15 protein-coding genes are annotated in these 16,586 nt (G+C 62.9%); 9 read left to right on the top strand and 6 right to left on the bottom strand.

Going from position 1 to position 16,586, the window contains the following annotated elements:
- Positions 1–113: 113 nt before the first annotated feature.
- Entirely contained in the window at positions 114–1,013 is a 900-nt protein-coding gene (locus tag AC0L26_RS23960) for a LysR family transcriptional regulator (protein ID WP_352934297.1), read from the bottom strand.
- Positions 1,014–1,178: 165 nt separating this feature from the next.
- On the opposite strand from AC0L26_RS23960, the gene AC0L26_RS23955 reads away from it, so the two are divergent.
- On the top strand, positions 1,179–1,820 hold the full coding sequence (locus AC0L26_RS23955; protein ID WP_473634806.1) for a DUF47 family protein: 642 nt from the start codon (positions 1,179–1,181) through the stop codon (positions 1,818–1,820).
- 3 nt (positions 1,821–1,823) lie between these two features.
- The gene (locus AC0L26_RS23950) at positions 1,824–2,828 is read left to right on the top strand and encodes an anion permease (RefSeq protein WP_473634805.1); all 1,005 of its coding nucleotides are present in this window, start codon (positions 1,824–1,826) and stop codon (positions 2,826–2,828) included.
- A gap of 31 nt (positions 2,829–2,859) precedes the next feature.
- On the opposite strand, the gene AC0L26_RS23945 is transcribed toward AC0L26_RS23950, so the two are convergent.
- Positions 2,860–3,237: a VOC family protein gene (locus AC0L26_RS23945; RefSeq protein ID WP_473634804.1), complete on the bottom strand. Its 378-nt coding sequence runs from the start codon at positions 3,235–3,237 to the stop codon at positions 2,860–2,862.
- 240 nt (positions 3,238–3,477) lie between these two features.
- On the opposite strand from AC0L26_RS23945, the gene AC0L26_RS23940 reads away from it, so the two are divergent.
- Positions 3,478–4,671, top strand: a complete 1,194-nt coding sequence (locus AC0L26_RS23940; RefSeq protein WP_473634803.1) for an Mrp/NBP35 family ATP-binding protein — start codon at positions 3,478–3,480, stop codon at positions 4,669–4,671.
- Between the two features lie 151 nt (positions 4,672–4,822).
- Here AC0L26_RS23940 and AC0L26_RS23935 read toward each other — a convergent pair whose 3' ends face one another.
- Positions 4,823–5,272, bottom strand: a complete 450-nt coding sequence (locus AC0L26_RS23935; RefSeq protein ID WP_473634802.1) for an SRPBCC family protein — start codon at positions 5,270–5,272, stop codon at positions 4,823–4,825.
- Positions 5,273–5,430: 158 nt separating this feature from the next.
- On the opposite strand from AC0L26_RS23935, the gene AC0L26_RS23930 reads away from it, so the two are divergent.
- Positions 5,431–7,236 (top strand): IlvD/Edd family dehydratase, encoded by a 1,806-nt coding sequence (locus tag AC0L26_RS23930; RefSeq protein ID WP_473634801.1) that lies wholly within the window; start codon positions 5,431–5,433, stop codon positions 7,234–7,236.
- Between the two features lie 66 nt (positions 7,237–7,302).
- On the opposite strand, the gene AC0L26_RS23925 is transcribed toward AC0L26_RS23930, so the two are convergent.
- Positions 7,303–7,722, bottom strand: a complete 420-nt coding sequence (locus AC0L26_RS23925; protein ID WP_473634800.1) for a GFA family protein — start codon at positions 7,720–7,722, stop codon at positions 7,303–7,305.
- A gap of 191 nt (positions 7,723–7,913) precedes the next feature.
- Between AC0L26_RS23925 and AC0L26_RS23920 the strand changes: the two genes are divergently transcribed.
- The 3 genes from AC0L26_RS23920 (at position 7,914) to AC0L26_RS23910 (ending at position 10,567) form a co-directional block, all read left to right on the top strand.
- Positions 7,914–8,732: a chromate resistance protein ChrB domain-containing protein gene (locus AC0L26_RS23920; RefSeq protein ID WP_473634798.1), complete on the top strand. Its 819-nt coding sequence runs from the start codon at positions 7,914–7,916 to the stop codon at positions 8,730–8,732.
- A 104-nt stretch (positions 8,733–8,836) separates the two neighbouring features.
- The gene (gene chrA, locus AC0L26_RS23915) at positions 8,837–10,153 is read left to right on the top strand and encodes a chromate efflux transporter (RefSeq protein WP_473634797.1); all 1,317 of its coding nucleotides are present in this window, start codon (positions 8,837–8,839) and stop codon (positions 10,151–10,153) included.
- Between the two features lie 15 nt (positions 10,154–10,168).
- Complete coding sequence (locus AC0L26_RS23910; RefSeq protein ID WP_473634796.1) at positions 10,169–10,567, top strand: hypothetical protein; 399 nt, start codon at positions 10,169–10,171, stop codon at positions 10,565–10,567.
- 22 nt (positions 10,568–10,589) lie between these two features.
- Here the strand turns inward: AC0L26_RS23910 and AC0L26_RS23905 are convergent, their stop codons facing one another.
- Together AC0L26_RS23905 and pdxR are read right to left on the bottom strand one after the other, a co-directional pair.
- On the bottom strand, positions 10,590–12,179 hold the full coding sequence (locus tag AC0L26_RS23905; protein ID WP_473634795.1) for a trimethylamine methyltransferase family protein: 1,590 nt from the start codon (positions 12,177–12,179) through the stop codon (positions 10,590–10,592).
- Between the two features lie 185 nt (positions 12,180–12,364).
- The gene (pdxR, locus tag AC0L26_RS23900) at positions 12,365–13,858 is read right to left on the bottom strand and encodes a MocR-like pyridoxine biosynthesis transcription factor PdxR (RefSeq protein WP_473634794.1); all 1,494 of its coding nucleotides are present in this window, start codon (positions 13,856–13,858) and stop codon (positions 12,365–12,367) included.
- Between the two features lie 312 nt (positions 13,859–14,170).
- Here pdxR and pgi point away from each other — a divergent pair, with 312 nt between their 5' ends.
- Complete coding sequence (gene pgi / locus AC0L26_RS23895; RefSeq protein WP_473634792.1) at positions 14,171–15,814, top strand: glucose-6-phosphate isomerase; 1,644 nt, start codon at positions 14,171–14,173, stop codon at positions 15,812–15,814.
- A gap of 5 nt (positions 15,815–15,819) precedes the next feature.
- Positions 15,820–16,542 (top strand): HAD family hydrolase, encoded by a 723-nt coding sequence (locus AC0L26_RS23890; RefSeq protein ID WP_473634791.1) that lies wholly within the window; start codon positions 15,820–15,822, stop codon positions 16,540–16,542.
- Positions 16,543–16,586: the final 44 nt, after the last annotated feature.

Here is a 16,586-nt window from a genome sequence, read left to right as displayed (position 1 = left end):
GCGATCTTCCGCTAAGTATTTAGGAAATCAGAGGAAACCCGCCAGATCAATAAAGCTGATCCGTTGCTCGATAGGAATTTTCTATCGACGTCGTTCAGCCTGCAATCTCTAGCTCAATTGCGGGAGCGGAAATCGTCTGCCAGCGCCATCGCCTCGTCCAGCAACGCCGAGACCAACGGCGTGTGTGGCTCGCGCGGCGTCGCCACCAGCCCGACGGTGTGGCTGGCATCCGGCTCGACGATGGGAATGGCCCGGATGGGCTCGGAAAAGCCGAACGTTTCCGAGAGGTTGAGCGGCATGATCGACGACCATTTGCCGGTACGGATATGGGAGAACAGCACGATCATCGAATTGGATTCGAGCGTCGGCCGCACCTGCGTGCCAGCCTCGGCCAAATGCTGGTCGATGATACGGCGGTTCTGCATGTCCGGCGTCAGCAGGCAGAGCGGCAGCTGGCTGAGCTCCGCCCATGTCACTTTGTCGCGGTCGGAATAGGGGTTTCCGACCGCGGTGATCAGTTGGTAGCGCTCGTCATAAAGCGGCACGCTGGTCACCCGCCCCAGCGGCTCGTTGTCGAGATAGGTGATGCCGGCGTCGATGTCGAAATTGCCGAGCAGCGACAGCACCTCGATCGAGGTGCGCGACAGTACCGAGAAGGTGACGCCGGGATGTTTTGCCCGAAAGGGCGTCGTCAGCCGCGCTACCATGGCCAGCGCCGTTGGGATGGCGGCGATGCGGATGCGTCCCGAAAGTCCGTGACGCGCCGCCCGCATCTCCTCGCGCATGGTCCTGCTATCGCCGACGATGCGGCGCGCCCACACCAGCACCTGTTCGCCCTCCGGCGTCAGCCCCTGAAAGCGCGATCCACGCAGAACCAGCATCACGCCGAGCTGGCCCTCCAACTGCTTGATCCCTGCCGAAAGCGTCGGCTGGGTGACGCCGCACACCTCCGCCGCCCGGCCGAAATGCTCTTCCCTGGCCAGCGCGATGAAGAATTCCAGCTTGTCGATCATGCCATCTGTCCGGTGGGTCCAGTGCCAAAGTCGGGGAAATTGCATTCCGCCGCAAGCTGCATGTGCAATCGGCAGCGTCCACATCTTTCAGCCGGCTTACTATTTCCCGCAGCGGTGTGCGGCGCTATGTGGATGAGGCGAGGTCGTGGGGCACGGAGATCGAACATGCTGAGCTGGTTCCGCAAGCTGCTGCCGCGCGAAGATCGCTTCTTCGATCTCTTCGAGCAACACTCCCGTACCGTGGTCGATGGTGCCGAGGCGCTCGAGCAGCTTCTCCAGGGCAAGGACATCGATCGCTGGTGCCAAAAGATCGTCGATCTTGAAGACCAGGCCGATCACATCACCGCGGAAGTCCTGCTTTCCGTGCGGCGCTCGTTCATCACGCCTTTCGATCGCGGGGACATCAAGGATCTGATCCAGTCGATGGATGACGCCATCGACATGATGCACAAGACCGTCAAGACGGTGAAGCTGTTCGAGAAGAAGGAATTCGACCCGCTGATGCAGGAAATGGGCGGCATCATCGTCATTGCAGCCAAGCTGGTCGCCGAGGCCATCCCATTGCTCAGCAAGGTCGGCGCCCACAGCGTACGCCTCAATGCGATCGCCGAGGAGGTCATGCGCGCGGAAGGCCGGGCCGACGATCTGCACGAGCAGGGCCTGAAGGACCTGTTCAAGAGGCACGGCCGCAGCGACGCGATGGCCTACCTGATCGGCAGCGAGATCTATGGCGAGCTGGAAAAAGTGGTCGACCGTTTCGAGGACGTTGCCAACGAGATCAGCGGCATCGTCATCGAGAACGTTTAGCCAATGGAAGCCGCCATCGCCTTTCCCGTGTTGATCGGACTCATTGCCGTTGCGCTGTTCTTCGATTTTCTCAACGGCCTGCACGATGCCGCCAACTCCATCGCCACCATCGTCTCCACGCGTGTGCTGAGGCCGCACTATGCGGTGCTATGGGCGGCCTTCTTCAATTTCATCGCCTTCCTGTTCTTCGGTCTTCATGTTGCCGAGACCCTGGGAACGGGGATTATCGACGCCAGCATCGTCACCCCTGCGGTGATCTTCGCCGCTCTTGTCGGTGCCATTGTCTGGAATATCGTCACCTGGCTCGCCGGCATTCCCTCCAGCAGTTCGCATGCGCTGATCGGCGGATTGGTCGGCGCCGGCGTTGCAAAGGCAGGCGGCGGCGCCATCGTCTGGGCCGGGCTTGGCAAGACAATTGCGGCGATCGTCCTGTCGCCTGCGACCGGATTCCTGCTGGCGCTTGTCTTGATCCTTACGGTTTCCTGGGCGTTCGTGCGCCAGACCCCGTTCGCCGTGGATAGCACGTTCCGCGTCATGCAGTTCGTTTCCGCCTCGCTCTATTCGCTCGGCCATGGCGGCAACGACGCACAGAAAACCATGGGTATCATTGCCGTGCTGCTCTATTCGCAAGGCATTCTCGGAGAGAATTTCTACGTGCCGCTATGGATCGTCATCACTTGCCAGGCGGCGCTGGCGCTGGGCACGCTGTTCGGCGGCTGGCGCATCGTCCACACGATGGGCTCGAAGATCACCCGGCTGAACCCGATGCAAGGCTTCTGTGCCGAGACCGGCGGCGCGATCACCCTGTTCGCCGCCACCTGGCTCGGCATTCCGGTGTCGACGACGCATACGATCACCGGCGCCATCATCGGTGTCGGCGCCGCCCGCCGCGTCTCGGCCGTGCGCTGGGGCATCGCCGGCAACATCGTCATCGCCTGGATCGTGACTTTGCCTGCCACCGCCGCGATTTCGGCACTCACCTACCTGGCGGTCAGCCTCGCAAGTTGACGCTGTTAGCGATCGCCAGCCGAACGCCGAACTACCTGTCCACTAGGTTCAGGATGTTGCCGTCCGGGTCCTTGAACCATGCGACCTTCATGCCGTAGCCGACATGGATATCGCCTTCCATCGTCAGGCCTGGCATCTCATAGTGCTCGAAAACAACACCCTTCGATTTCAGCGTCTTGACGATATTGTCGATCTCGTCGCCGACCATCCAGGTCACTGCCGTCGCCTTGTTCGTGCCTGCGAATTCCGAACGGTACACATTGATGCTGGTGTCGCCGCTTTTATAGACGATCAGTTCGTCGCCCTCGTTGTGGACCTCAGTCAGGCCGAGCGTTCCCTCGTAGAAAGCCTTGGCCTTCGTCAGATCCTTCACCGCGAGATTGGCTGTTGCGTTGCTGTTTGCGAGCATGACAGTTCTCCTTTCCTTGCTGGGGGCACATCGAAAGCCATGCAAGAAATAGGGCCGCTTCGTCTTCAGGCGACCGCTGCTTGCACGATCGGCGTGCATCTTTCCTAAGGACGTTCGGCTTTCGCAAAACCCTACAAGTCAATGCAGGTTTTTGGGCGCATGCCACCGGCGTGTCGTTCCGCCGCTTGGTTCTGCCCGGGAACTGCATTATCTCATGCGCAAAAGCAGAGGAAAAAGCTGATGCCCGCCGTCCAGGAAAACGTCACCAAGGAAACCGTCATCGAACGCCTGAAGACGGTCAACGGACCAGACTTCACCGGCAACATCGTCGACCTCGGCATGGTTTCCGAGATTTTCATTGCCGATGCCAAGGTGTTCTTTTCGATCACCGTGCCGGCTGCCCGGGCTCAGGAGATGGAGCCGTTGCGCGCCGCCGCCGAACGGGTCGTCAAGGCGATCCCCGGTGTCGCCGGCGCCGTGGTTGCGCTGACGGCGGAAAAGAAGGGTGGCGGCATGGAAGCTCCGGTTTCGCAAAGACCAGCCCCGAGGCCCGCGCCGCCGTCAGCACCCGCTGCCGCGCCACGCCGGGCTCCGCATGCTCCAGCCTCGCACAGCCAGGGCAAGCGCGGTGTGCCCGGCATCGAGGCGATCATCGCGGTCGCTTCCGGCAAGGGCGGTGTCGGCAAGTCGACCACCGCCGTCAACATCGCGCTTGGCCTCGCCGCCAACGGCCTGAGGGTCGGCGTGCTCGACGCCGACATCTACGGCCCGTCCATGCCGCGGCTGCTCAACATCCATGGCCGGCCGCAGACCGTCGACGGCAAGGTGCTGAAGCCGATGGAGAATTACGGCCTGAAGGTCATGTCGATGGGCTTCCTCGTCGACGAGGAGACGCCGATGATCTGGCGCGGGCCGATGGTGATGTCGGCGCTGACGCAGATGCTGCGCGAGGTCGAATGGGGTCCGCTCGACGTGCTCGTCGTCGACATGCCGCCCGGCACCGGCGACGCGCAGCTGACCATGGCCCAGCAGGTGCCGCTGGCCGGCGCCGTCATCGTCTCGACGCCGCAGGATTTGGCCCTGATCGATGCGCGAAAAGGCCTCAACATGTTCAAGAAGGTCGACGTGCCGCTGTTGGGCATCGTCGAGAATATGAGCTACTTCCTCGCCCCCGACACCGGCAAGCGCTACGACATTTTCGGCCATGGCGGCGCGCGGCGCGAGGCCGATCGTCTCGGCGTCACCTTCCTCGGCGAAGTGCCGCTCGAAATGGGCATCCGCGAAAGCTCGGATGCTGGTACGCCGGTGGTGGTCTCGAAGCCCGATAGCGCCGAGGCGAAGATCTACCGCGACATCGCCGCGAAGGTCTGGGGCAGGGTCAACGAAGAACGCGGTGCGGCCGAAGCGGCAGTGCCGAGCATCGTGTTTGAATAACCCCTCCCCCTTGAGGGGAGGGTGGCCCGAAGGGCCGGGTGGGGTCGGTGGCGACGCGCTCTACCTTTCTTGGTCAAATATAGGTTGAGGCAGTTGCGGCGATCCCACCCGCCGCGCTTCGCGCGGCACCCTCTCCTCAAGGGGGAGGGGCTCAGCCGCCAACCTTCTCGCCAAAACTCGAAAAAAACTGCCCCGCCAGTTTCTTCGACGTCGATTCGATCAGCCGGCTGCCGAGCTGGGCGATCTTGCCGCCGACATCGGCCTTGGCCGCATATTTCAGGATCGTCGTCTCCGGCCCGTCTGATGTCAGCGTCACGTCGGCGCCGCCCTTAGCGAAGCCGGCGATGCCCCCTTTGCCTTCGCCCTGGATGGTGTAGGAATGCGGCGGGTTAAGGTTCTTCAGCGTCACCTCGCCGTCGAAGGTTGCCTTGATCGGCCCGATCTTGAGCACGACGGTCGCCGCCATCTCGGTGTCCGACGTCTTTTCAAGGCTTTGGCAGCCCGGAATGGTCTGCCTCAGAACGTCCGGGTCGTTCAGCGCTTCCCACACCTTTTGCAGGGGTGCGGCGATGCGTTCCTCGCCTTCGATCACCAAAGCCATCAAAATCTCCCGGATAACAGATCGACAAACTCCGATCCCGTCTAGCGTGGGGCCAGATGTATGTCTATCGCACCAAAGTCCGGATTCGGATGGCGCGTGCCTCTTGCCTGCTCTCGCGCGTTGTCATATCGATTTGTCATACAAATACGGAGACCATGATGGCCGGCGCCCCAAAACAGAACAAGAAATTTCGCTCGCAGGAGTGGTTCGACAATCCCGACAATCCGGGGATGACGGCGCTTTACCTCGAGCGCTACCTGAACTACGGGCTGACGCGCGCCGAACTGATGTCGGGCAAGCCGCTGATCGGCATCGCCCAGACCGGCTCGGATCTGTCACCCTGCAATCGCCATCATATCGAGCTGGCCAAGCGCGTACGCGAAGGCATCGTCTCGATGGGCGGCATTCCTTTCGAGTTCCCGTGCCATCCGATCCAGGAGACGGGCAAGCGCCCGACCGCAGCACTCGACCGCAACCTTGCCTATCTCGGCCTGGTCGAGGTGCTTTACGGTTATCCGCTCGACGGCGTCGTGCTCACCATCGGCTGCGACAAAACCACGCCGGCCCTGCTGATGGCGGCGGCCACCGTCAACATCCCGGCCATCGCGCTGTCGGTCGGCCCGATGCTCAACGGTTGGCACAAGGGCAAGCGCACCGGCTCGGGTACGATCGTCTGGGAATCGCGCCAGCGTCTGTCGGCCGGCGAGATCGACTATGACGAGTTCATGGACATCGTCGCCTCCTCGGCGCCGTCCACCGGCTATTGCAACACCATGGGCACCGCCACCACCATGAATTCGTTGGCCGAGGCGCTTGGCATGCAGTTGCCGGGCTCAGCCGCGATTCCGGCGCCCTATCGCGAGCGCGGCCAGATCGCATATGAGACGGGCAAGCGTATCGTCGACATGGTGCATGAGGACCTGAAGCCGTCCGACATCATGACCCGGCAGGCCTTCGAGAATGCCATCGTCGTCAATTCGGCCATCGGCGGCTCGACCAATGCACCGATTCATCTCAATGCGATTGCCCGCCATCTCGGCGTGCCGCTCGACAATGACGATTGGCAGAAGGTCGGCCTCAACATACCGCTCATCGTCAACCTGCAGCCGTCGGGCGAATATCTCGGCGAGGATTACCACCATGCCGGTGGCGTGCCGGCGGTGGTGGCCGAACTGATGAAGGCCGGGCTATTGCCCCATCCCAATGCCATGACCGTCAACGGCAAGACGATCGGCGACAATTGCAGCGCGGCCGTCAACGAGAATCTCGATGTCATCCGCACCGTCGCAGAGCCGCTGAAGGTCAATGCCGGTTTCATCAATCTCAAAGGCAATCTGTTCGATTCGGCGATCATGAAGACCAGCGGCATCTCGCCCGAATTCCGCGAACGCTATCTGTCGAATCCTAGGGACCCCGAGGCCTTCGAGGGCAACGCCATGGTCTTCGACGGACCGGAGGACTATCACGCCCGCATCGACGATCCGGCGCAAGGCATCGATGAACACACCATCCTGTTCATGCGCGGCGCCGGCCCGATCGGCTATCCCGGCGGCGCCGAAGTCGTCAACATGCAGCCGCCGGCCCATCTCATCAAAAAGGGCATCCATGCGCTGGCCTGCATCGGCGACGGCCGCCAGTCGGGAACGTCGGGCTCGCCCTCGATCCTCAACGCCTCGCCCGAAGCCGCCATAGGCGGCGGGCTGGCGCTGTTGAAGACCGGAGACCGCGTCCGCATCGATTTGCGCAAGGGCACCGCCGACATCCTCGTCACCGACGAAGAGATCACGCGCCGTCGCGCCGAGCTGCAGAACAATGGCGGCTATCACTACCCCAAGCACCAGACACCATGGCAGGAGATCCAGCGCGGCATGGTCGACCAGTTTTCCGAAGGAATGGTGCTGAAGCCGGCGGTGAAATACCAGGACGTGGCGCATACCCGCGGCGTGCCGCGGGACAATCACTGAACGCCTCTTCTTTCCCTCTCCCACAAGGGATCCCTTGTGGGAGAGGGAGAGCCGCCCAAGCAGCGCCTATAGATAGCTGGTGACCTCGGGCGCTTCCATCTGCCTGTCGCGCTTGCCATCCTCATAGACGATCGGTGCTGCGGCGAGTTCCTCTTCGGTGGCGTCGTCGAGACAGGCGACGTTCACCGCCCAGAAATTCCCGCCCATGAAGTCGAGATAGCCGCGGGAGAGAAAATTCGCGCCGCAGTTCGGGCACATATAGTGATTGATGTCGCCTTCCGGCCAGTTCGACGGCGTCGCCTTGTACTCCCGCATCCGGTCGCGGCCATCCGTCACCCGCACGGCCTCATAGGCTGCGAAGGATTTCCGGTAGCCGAGCTTCCAGCAGAAGCTGCAATTGCATTTGCGGATGCCTTCGGCGAGGTCGATATCGGCTTCGAAACGCACGGCGCCGCAATGGCAACTGCCGTGATAGGTCTTTTTCATGGTTTCCTCCCAGAAATGTTCTGGCCCCGCCAAACCATCCGTCGGAGCCAGAGCATCCTTTGCGCCAGGGATGACGCTTGACAAGTGGGCACTACAAATCCACGATCATGCCAAGGGGTGCATCGCGACGACCCCGTGAGGCGTCAGCCCAACGTTCGCGTCCAAGCTTCTCTTTCAAGGAGGTGGACGCCATGCCGTCAACAACCGCTATCACCGTATCACAACTGTCCCGTCTGGTTGGTCTGCCCGGCGCGCCAACCATCATCGATGTTCGCATCGAAGATGATTACAATGCCGATCCGCGTCTGCTGCCGGCCTCAACCCGGCGTGATTTCAGGACCGTCTCGACCTGGGCATCCGAATTCGTCGGCAGCCGAGTGGCGGTCGTCTGCCAGAGGGGACAAAAGCTCTCGCAAGGCGTGGCCGCATGGCTGCGTTATGAGGGAGTTAGTGCCGAATCCCTTGAAGGCGGGTTCGAGGCCTGGCGCGATGCCAAGGGGCTTCTGATTGACGCCGACAAGATGCCGCCCCGCGATGAAAAGGGCCGCACCGTATGGGTGACGCGGACCCGCCCGAAGGTCGATCGCATCGCCTGCCCCTGGTTGATCCGGCGCTTCATCGATCCGAGCGCGGTCTTCCTCTTTGTCGAGGCGGCCGAAGTGCCGGCCGTTGCGGATCGTTTTCAGGCCGTGCCTTTCGACATCGACAATGTGTTCTGGTCACACCGCCGCGAACGCTGCACCTTCGACACGATGATCGAAGAGTTCGAGCTCGAATCCGAAGCGCTCGACCGCCTCGCCATGATCGTGCGCGCAGCCGATACCGCAAGCCTGGACCTGGTTCCCCAGGCAGCCGGATTCCTGGCCGCCTCGCTCGGCCTGTCGCGGATGTTCCGCGACGATCTGGAACAGCTGGAGGCAGGCATGCTGCTCTACGATGCGTTTTACCGATGGTGTCGCGACGCCACCGAGGAGATGCACAACTGGCCAAGCGCGAGCAAGCCATCATGAGCGCCCCTTCTGACAAAACGGGGGCCTCTGACAAAACGGGGGCTTCGGAGAAAACGGGCGAGATCGTCGAATCGCCGGCAGCGCCAACCTTCCGCGAAGGCGTAATGCTCTGGGCGAAAATCGGCCTGCTCAGCTTCGGCGGGCCGGCCGGGCAGATCGCGCTCATGCATAGGGAGCTGGTCGAGGAGCGGCGTTGGATCGGCGAGCAACGTTTCCTGCATGCGTTGAACTACTGCATGCTGCTGCCCGGCCCTGAAGCCCAGCAACTCGCCATCTATATCGGCTGGCTGCTGCACCGGACGATCGGCGGCCTGGTCGCCGGCATCCTCTTCGTTGCGCCGGGCGCGCTTGTGATGCTCGCCTTGAGCATCCTCTATGCGCTGTATGGCGACGCTCCTCTCGTCGAGGCGCTGTTTTTCGGGGTGAAAGCGGCTGTCCTTGCCATCGTGATCGAGGCGATGATCCGGATCGGACGACGTGCCCTTAAAAATCGGGTCATGGTGTCGATCGCGCTTGCCGCCTTCGTCGCCATCTATGCACTGAACGTGCCGTTTCCGCTCATCATCGTGCTTGCGGGACTGACGGGCTGGATCGGCAACCATATTGCGCCGGCCCTTTTTTCCGGGTCGGCGCACGGCAAAGACGCAGTTCCAGACATCAAGGGCGCGGTCGACCTGATGTTCGAACGCGGCGAACTGGCCCATACCAGGCCGACGCGGTGGCATGCGCCGCGCACCATTGCGATCTGGGTACCGATCTGGCTCGGGCCTGTGCTTCTGGTCTGGGCTTTGACCGGATCCGCCAGCGTGTGGACTGAGATCGGTGGCTTCTTCAGCGTCATGGCGGTCGTCACCTTCGGCGGCGCCTACGCGGTCCTCGCCTATGTCGCGCAGGCAGCGGTCGAGTCCTTCGGCTGGCTCGCACCCGGTGAAATGCTGGATGGCCTTGGGCTCGCCGAAACCACGCCGGGCCCGCTCATTCTCGTCCTGCAGTTCGTCGGTTTTCTTGCCGCGTTCCGCCAATCCGGATCACTGAACCCACTGCTTGCCGGATCGCTAGGGGCGATGCTCACCCTGTGGGCGACGTTCACGCCTTGCTTCTTCTGGATATTCCTCGGTGCGCCCTACATCGAAGCCCTGCGCGGCAACAAGGCACTGTCGGCGGCGCTGACCGCGATCACCGCCGCCGTCGTCGGCGTCATCATGAATCTCGCTCTGTGGTTCGGCTTGCACGTCATTTTCGGCGAGGTGCGCAACATCGGGCTTGGAATGGACGTGCCGGCGCTCTCATCGATCGACTGGAGTGCGGCGCTGCTGTCCGCCGCGGCGATGGTCGCCATTCTGAAGCTGAAGATCGGCATGCTGCCGACGCTTGCGGGGTCGGCCCTTGCCGGTGTTTTGTTGCTGGCAGTCAGCGGATAGGCGCGCGGAATTATCATGGCGAGACGACGTTCTTCCCTAGGCTTCCTTGGCATGTTCGGCCGTTCAGGCGACCTCAGGCAACTCGACGCCGCGTTGCGCGGTGTCGACCTTCATCCCGCCCTTGTGCCGGAAGCAGCAAAGCTCACCATCGTCAATCTGATGAAGGATCACTGGCCCGACGAGCCGCCACCGCAAGCCTACCCGTCGGTGGCGCAGCTATTTGGCTATTGTATTGCCGGGCCGGAAGCGTTCGAGCGATCCAACGGCCTTCAACATCGGCTGGATGCGGAGCGCCGGCTCGAGACAGCCCTTGAGGCTGGCGACAGCTTCGATGCGCAAATCATTCTGATGGCGCTGCATGCCAAGCTGATCAGTGGCGAAGTCGTCGAGCGCTACGGTTTGAGCGCCGACTGACAGTTCTTGACGGGAAACGTCTTCAGCCACCCATGCCGCTGCGCGGCAGATGGATCAGATTGCCGAAGCGGGCGCGCAATTTGTCGTCGACCGGCTTCGGCACATGGCGCGGGAAGCGCTCGGCGAGGATGCGTTTCTTTTCGATGATCGCCCGCTGCAAGATGTCGGGCCTGCCTTTCTCGTTCCACTCCTTCGGCGAAAAGCGATCGCCGACCGCCGGGTAGAAATATTCGGTCTGCATCAGCCGCAGCGTCTGCTCGTTGCCGAGATAGTGACCTGGCCCCTTCAGGCATACGTCGGCGATGGTGTCTATCGACAGCGACTCGTCGGTCACCTCGATGCCGCGCACGCAGCGCAGGCAATGACCGAGCATGTCGTTGTCGATGATCAGGCTTTCCAAGCAGAAGCCGAGCAGCGAGGCATGCATGCCGGCCGATTCGTAGACGAGGTTGAGGCCGGCAAGGCCGGCCATCACATCCGTGATGCCCTTTTCGTAACCGGACTGAATGTCGGGCAATTTCGAATCCGTCATGCCGGCGGCCGAACCGCCCGGCAGGTCGTAGAATTGCGCCATCTGAGCGCAGGCAGCCGTCAGCACCGCTTGCTCGGCCGAGCCGCCGGACATGGCGCCGGTCCTGAGATCCGAGACGAACGGCCAGGTGCCGAAGATCGCCGGATGCCCCGGTTTGATGGTGTTGACATAGACGAGACCGGCGAGCACCTCGGCCACCGCTTGCACCACCGCCCCGGCAATCGCCGCCGGCGCCGTAGCGCCTGCCTGGCCGGCGGACAGCAGCAGGATCGGAATGCCGCCTTCGACGCAGGCCTCGAGCACGCCGCAGGCGTCCTCGGCAAACTTCATCGGCGGTACGACAAAACAGTTCGAATTGGAGACGAAAGGCCGCGCGCGAAAATTCTCTTCGCCGCCGGCAATCGCATAGAGCATGTCGAGCGCCGGCTTGACGTTCTCGCGCACCGTGAAGGACGTGCCGACATGCTTCGACGTGCCCATCACGCAGGCGTAAAGCGTGTTGAAATCCATGTCGAGCGGATCGGGAATGTCGCGCGGCACCATCGGCCGCTGGAAGAAGTGGATGTTATCGAGCCCCTCGACGATCCGGGCGGCGTCATAGATGTCCTGCAGCAGCGACTCGCGGTATTCGCGCTTCTCGACATCGACCAGATGCACGGCGGCACCCGCTGTGCCGTAATGCACGCGCTTGCCCTGGATCAGCATGTCGTGCTTGGGATCCTGGCCATGCAGGGTGAAGTGGCGCGCGGCCTTCTTGATGGTGTCGAGGACAAGCGCGCGGGGAAAGCGAATTCGCCCGTCCTCGCCGAGAGTGGCGCCGGCCTTGGTCAACGCCTCGATGCAAGATGGGATGGCGTTGGCGAAGCCGACCGTTTCAAGCAGCGTCAGCACCGCTTCGTGGATGCGCTCCCGATCGTTCTCGCTGAGCGGCCCGTAGCTTCCGCCTTCGAGGCCGGCGCGCACCGGCTTGATATCGTCGGCAAGGGGTGCTGCGCGCATGGCGCGGCGCGCTTCGCGCCCGCCGGAACGCCGCGAACGTTGGTCCGAGGGCAAATCCGGCTTCTCAACAGCCACTGACATGGAGGCACTCCACCTTTAGCTGCGAAGCTGGCGGCGGCGATTGGTCCACCATCGGCCTGCTTCGTCCCCTTATGCCTCGAACTATGCCGTCGGCATTGGCACAGCCTATGAGCCAGACGGTCCCGTCGCATATGCCAGAGCGCTAAAGAACGGCGGCTGCTCCCGGTCCCAGCTCGGACGAGGCTTCAAGCCGCCGCCGGTCTGCGTCCGGCCGCCGTTGCCAGTTCGCGGATGCCGGGTTCGATGTGCTGCAGCGCGATCGAGGAGATGCCAAGCCGCATGAAGCGCGACGGCTTTTCAGTGCGGTCGAAGAAGCGGTCGCCGGGCTCGATGATGACGCTGCGCGAGGCAGCGGCCTCTGCCAGGCCGCGTGAATCGGTGCCGCGTGGCCCCTCGAGCCAGAGCGACGCGCCGCCGGCCGAATCGGTAGAGCGCCACTCCGGCAGGAAGGCGGTAATCGCATGGATCAGACGCTTGCGCCGTTCGTCGAAAGCGCTCGACAGCCGCCGCACCAGCGCCTCGTGGTGGCCAAGCGACAGGAACAGCGCGACCGCGCGCTGGTTGTTGGCCGGCGGATGGCGCAGCATGAAACGGCGCAGCGCGCGAAGCTCGGAGATCAACCCGGCCGAGGCAACGATGTAGCCGAGCCGCAGACCCGGAGCCAACGTCTTCGACATCGAGCCGACATAGACGACGCGGCCGGAACGATCGAGGCTCTTCAGCGCCTGCTGCGGCGCTTCGTCCAAAAGCTGGCTGTCATAGCCGTCCTCGATGATGATCTGGTTGTGGCGATTGGCCCGCGCCAAAAGGTCCTGCCGGCGCTCCGCAGACAGCGGCACCATGGTCGGGCAATGGTGGCTGGGCGTCACGAAGACGAAGCCGGAATCGCTGGGAATGGAAGCGGTTACGATGCCGGAATGGTCGACCGGGACCGGTGTGACGTCGGCGCCCGCCAGCCGGAAGATCGAGCGTGCGTCGGGATAGCCGGGGTCTTCCATGGCCACCTTGGAGCCCTTGGTCATTAGCAGCGTCGCCAGCATATAGAGCGCGTTCTGCGCGCCGAGCGTGACGATGATCTCGTCGGGATTGGCGAAGATGCCGCGCCGCGGCAACAGCCGCGCCTGGATCTGCTCGATCAAGAGCGGATCGTCGCGGTCGACCATGTCGGACGCCCAGTTGCGGATCTCGAGCACGGCGAGCGCCATGCGGTTGCACTCGCGCCACTCGGCAGTCGGGAACAGTGCCGGATCGAACTGGCCATAGACGAAGGGGTAGGACGACTTGATCCAGTTGTCGTGCTTGGCCGGCGGCGGCATGTCGCTGGCCGCGATCTGCCGACGCGCCTTCCAGTCGATCTCGTTGGCCTGATCGGGCGCCTTCTGATGAGGCCGCGCCGGGGTCGCCAGCACGTCGGGATTGACGAAATGGCCGCGCCGTTCGCGCGCCACCAGGAAACCCTGGTCGACGAGCTGCTGGAAGGCCAGCACCACGGTGCCGCGCGCCACGCCGAGTTTCTCGGCCAGGATGCGGCAGGACGGAAGCGGCATCGAGGCGGCGATCTGTCGGTCGAGGATGGCGGCGACGATGGCCTGACGGATCTGCGCTTGCAGTGTCTGGCCGGAGTCCGCCGAAATCCGGAACAAGCCGGACCATATGGCCGTGTCGTTTCGCTGTGGCATGGGAAATCTTCCTCGATGGCCAGCCTTTTTCACTTGGCTGGACCAGTCGAATGTATCGGTGGCACAAGGTGTTGCGCCAATCAATTTTTCTGATCGTTGGGATTTATGCCAGTGATCCTTCGCTGCACTGCAGCATCCCCGGGTGACGCAGCGCGTCGTCCCTGGCGTGACGCAGGCGTCATCGCGGCGTGACGCCGTGCGTCATCCCCGCGCATTGAAACCAGTGGATTTCGGCTAGATAGTTTGCCGCGACGACACGCGCCGGAAACATCCGGTCTGATATGGTGGCAACAGAGACTTCGGAGTGAGGCAGTGGATCAATCGTCCTTTCAAAAACAGCTCGACGCGCTGCGCGATCACCAAGCGGCCAAATCGGGCAGCATGCGCGAGGCTTTCGCCGCTGATCCGCAGCGCTTCGAAAAATTCTCCGCCACCGACGGCGACCTGCTGCTCGACTGGTCGAAATGCGCGGTCGATGCGCAGACGATGCATCTGCTGGAGAAGCTGGCGGAAGCCGCCGATCTCGAAGGTCGGCGCGCCGCGATGTTCTCGGGCAAGAAGATCAACGTCACCGAAGGCCGCGCCGTGCTGCACACCGCGCTGCGCAACCTGAACGGCAACGGTATCGTGCTCGACGGCCAGGATGTGAAGGCGGAGGTTGTCGCGGTGCTCGACGCGATGGGCGCCTTCGCCGATGCCGTGCGCTCCGGCAAGGCGGCTGGCGCGACCGGCAAGAAGATCACCGACATCGTCAATATCGGGATCGGCGGGTCCGACCTGGGCCCGGCGATGGCGACGCTGGCGCTGGCGCCCTATCATGACGGGCCGCGCACGCATTACGTGTCCAACATCGACGGCGCCCACATCCACGACACGCTGAAGGGCCTTTCCCCGGAAACCACGCTGTTCATCATCGCTTCGAAGACCTTCACCACGGTCGAGACGATGACCAATGCCGAGACGGCGCGCGAATGGGTGCAGAAGGCGCTCGGCAAGGAAGCGGTCGGCAAGCATTTCGCCGCCGTCTCGACGGCGCTGGACCTGGTGGCCAAATTCGGCATCGCTTCCGACCGCGTCTTCGGCTTCTGGGATTGGGTGGGCGGACGCTATTCCGTCTGGGGCGCGATTGGTCTGCCGGTGATGATCGCCGTCGGCCCGAAGAATTTTCGCGCCTTTCTTGATGGCGCGCATGCGATGGACGAACATTTCCAGACGGCGCCTCTGGCCAGGAACCTGCCGGCGCTGATGGGGCTGATCGGCTGGTGGCATCGGGTGATCTGCAAATACCCTGCCCGCGCCGTCATTCCCTACGACCAGCGCTTGTCGAGGCTGCCGGCCTATCTGCAGCAGCTCGACATGGAATCGAACGGCAAGAGCGTCACCCTCGACGGCGACGCCGTCACCACGCCGACCGGCCCGCTGGTCTGGGGTGAGCCCGGCACCAATGGCCAGCACGCCTTCTTCCAGCTGCTGCATCAAGGCACCGATTTCATCCCGGTCGAATTCCTAGCCGCGGCAATCGGCCATGAGCCGGATCTCAAGCATCATCACGATCTGTTGCTCGCCAACTGCCTGGCGCAGTCGGAGGCCTTCATGAAGGGTCGCACGCTGGAGGAAGCGCGCGCGCAGATGCTGGCAAAAGGCATGAAATCAGCCGATGTCGACAGGATCGCGCCGCACCGCGTCTTCTCCGGCAACCGGCCATCGGTGACGATCCTCTACAGACAACTCGACCCGCATACATTCGGGCGGCTGATCGCGCTCTATGAGCACCGCGTCTTCGTCGAGGGCACGCTCTTCAACATCAATTCCTTCGACCAGTGGGGCGTCGAGCTTGGCAAGGAACTGGCGACCGGGCTGCTGCCTGTCGTGGAAGGCAAGGAGAATGCCGCAACGCGGGATGCGTCGACCGCTGGACTGGTGGGACACATCCACCGACTGCGCGGATCGGAGTAACCGGCTTGGCCGAGATCAAGGGAATATTGTTCGACAAGGACGGCACGCTTGTCGACTTCAATGCAACATGGCTTGGTGTTGCCGATTTCATGGCGATGGATGCGTCGGAGGGCGACCGCTGGAAGGCCGACAGGCTGCTTGCCGCGGCGGGCTTCGATTTCGCCACCAAGCGCTTCAAGCCTGATTCCATCTTTGCCTCCGGCTCCAACATGGATGTCGTCGAGCTTTGGTTTCCGCGTCTGTCCGACGAAGACCAGATGCTCGCCGTCGCCCGGTTCAACGAGATCACGTCGGCTCAGGGGTCGGCGATGGCGGTGGCGCTGCCTGGCATCGTCGAGACGCTTGGTGTTCTTCACAGGAAATCCTACCGCCTTGGCGTGGCCACCAACGATTCGACCAGCGGCGCGGAAAAGACATTGTCGACGCTAGGCGTCGCGCAGCTGTTCGACGCCGCCTATGGCTACGACGCGGTAGCCAATCCGAAACCGGCGCCAGATACGGTTCTCGCCTTTTGTGACCTGACCGGCCTGAAGCCGTCCGCGATCGCGATGATCGGCGATAGCCGTCACGATCTGGAGATGGCGCGGGTCGGCGGCTGCGGGCTGGCTATCGGCGTGCTCTCCGGCACCGGCACGCGCCAATCGCTTTCGCCGGTCGCCGACGTTATTCTGGATTCCGTTGCCGATCTGCCCGCCTTTCTTTCGGCGAGGGTCAGAGAGGCGATCTAATGCATGTCGCCCAAAAGTGCGCAGCGGTTTTGGGGCAACGACAT

It is taken from the genome of Mesorhizobium sp. WSM4823 (assembly GCF_055811195.1).
Note: the sequence above shows the minus strand (reverse complement) of the source record. Positions and strands in the feature narration are given on the sequence as shown.

What these genes read in the sequence shown, in the direction of transcription:
- AC0L26_RS23960 (WP_352934297.1), bottom strand. Translation starts at nt 1,013, where the DNA reads ATGATCGACAAGCTGGAATTCTTCATCGCGCTGGCCAGGGAAGAGCAT.
- AC0L26_RS23955 (WP_473634806.1), top strand. Translation starts at nt 1,179, where the DNA reads ATGCTGAGCTGGTTCCGCAAGCTGCTGCCGCGCGAAGATCGCTTCTTC.
- AC0L26_RS23950 (WP_473634805.1), top strand. Translation starts at nt 1,824, where the DNA reads ATGGAAGCCGCCATCGCCTTTCCCGTGTTGATCGGACTCATTGCCGTT.
- AC0L26_RS23945 (WP_473634804.1), bottom strand. Translation starts at nt 3,237, where the DNA reads ATGCTCGCAAACAGCAACGCAACAGCCAATCTCGCGGTGAAGGATCTG.
- AC0L26_RS23940 (WP_473634803.1), top strand. Translation starts at nt 3,478, where the DNA reads ATGCCCGCCGTCCAGGAAAACGTCACCAAGGAAACCGTCATCGAACGC.
- AC0L26_RS23935 (WP_473634802.1), bottom strand. Translation starts at nt 5,272, where the DNA reads ATGGCTTTGGTGATCGAAGGCGAGGAACGCATCGCCGCACCCCTGCAA.
- AC0L26_RS23930 (WP_473634801.1), top strand. Translation starts at nt 5,431, where the DNA reads ATGGCCGGCGCCCCAAAACAGAACAAGAAATTTCGCTCGCAGGAGTGG.
- AC0L26_RS23925 (WP_473634800.1), bottom strand. Translation starts at nt 7,722, where the DNA reads ATGAAAAAGACCTATCACGGCAGTTGCCATTGCGGCGCCGTGCGTTTC.
- AC0L26_RS23920 (WP_473634798.1), top strand. Translation starts at nt 7,914, where the DNA reads ATGCCGTCAACAACCGCTATCACCGTATCACAACTGTCCCGTCTGGTT.
- chrA (WP_473634797.1), top strand. Translation starts at nt 8,837, where the DNA reads ATGCTCTGGGCGAAAATCGGCCTGCTCAGCTTCGGCGGGCCGGCCGGG.
- AC0L26_RS23910 (WP_473634796.1), top strand. Translation starts at nt 10,169, where the DNA reads ATGGCGAGACGACGTTCTTCCCTAGGCTTCCTTGGCATGTTCGGCCGT.
- AC0L26_RS23905 (WP_473634795.1), bottom strand. Translation starts at nt 12,179, where the DNA reads ATGTCAGTGGCTGTTGAGAAGCCGGATTTGCCCTCGGACCAACGTTCG.
- pdxR (WP_473634794.1), bottom strand. Translation starts at nt 13,858, where the DNA reads ATGCCACAGCGAAACGACACGGCCATATGGTCCGGCTTGTTCCGGATT.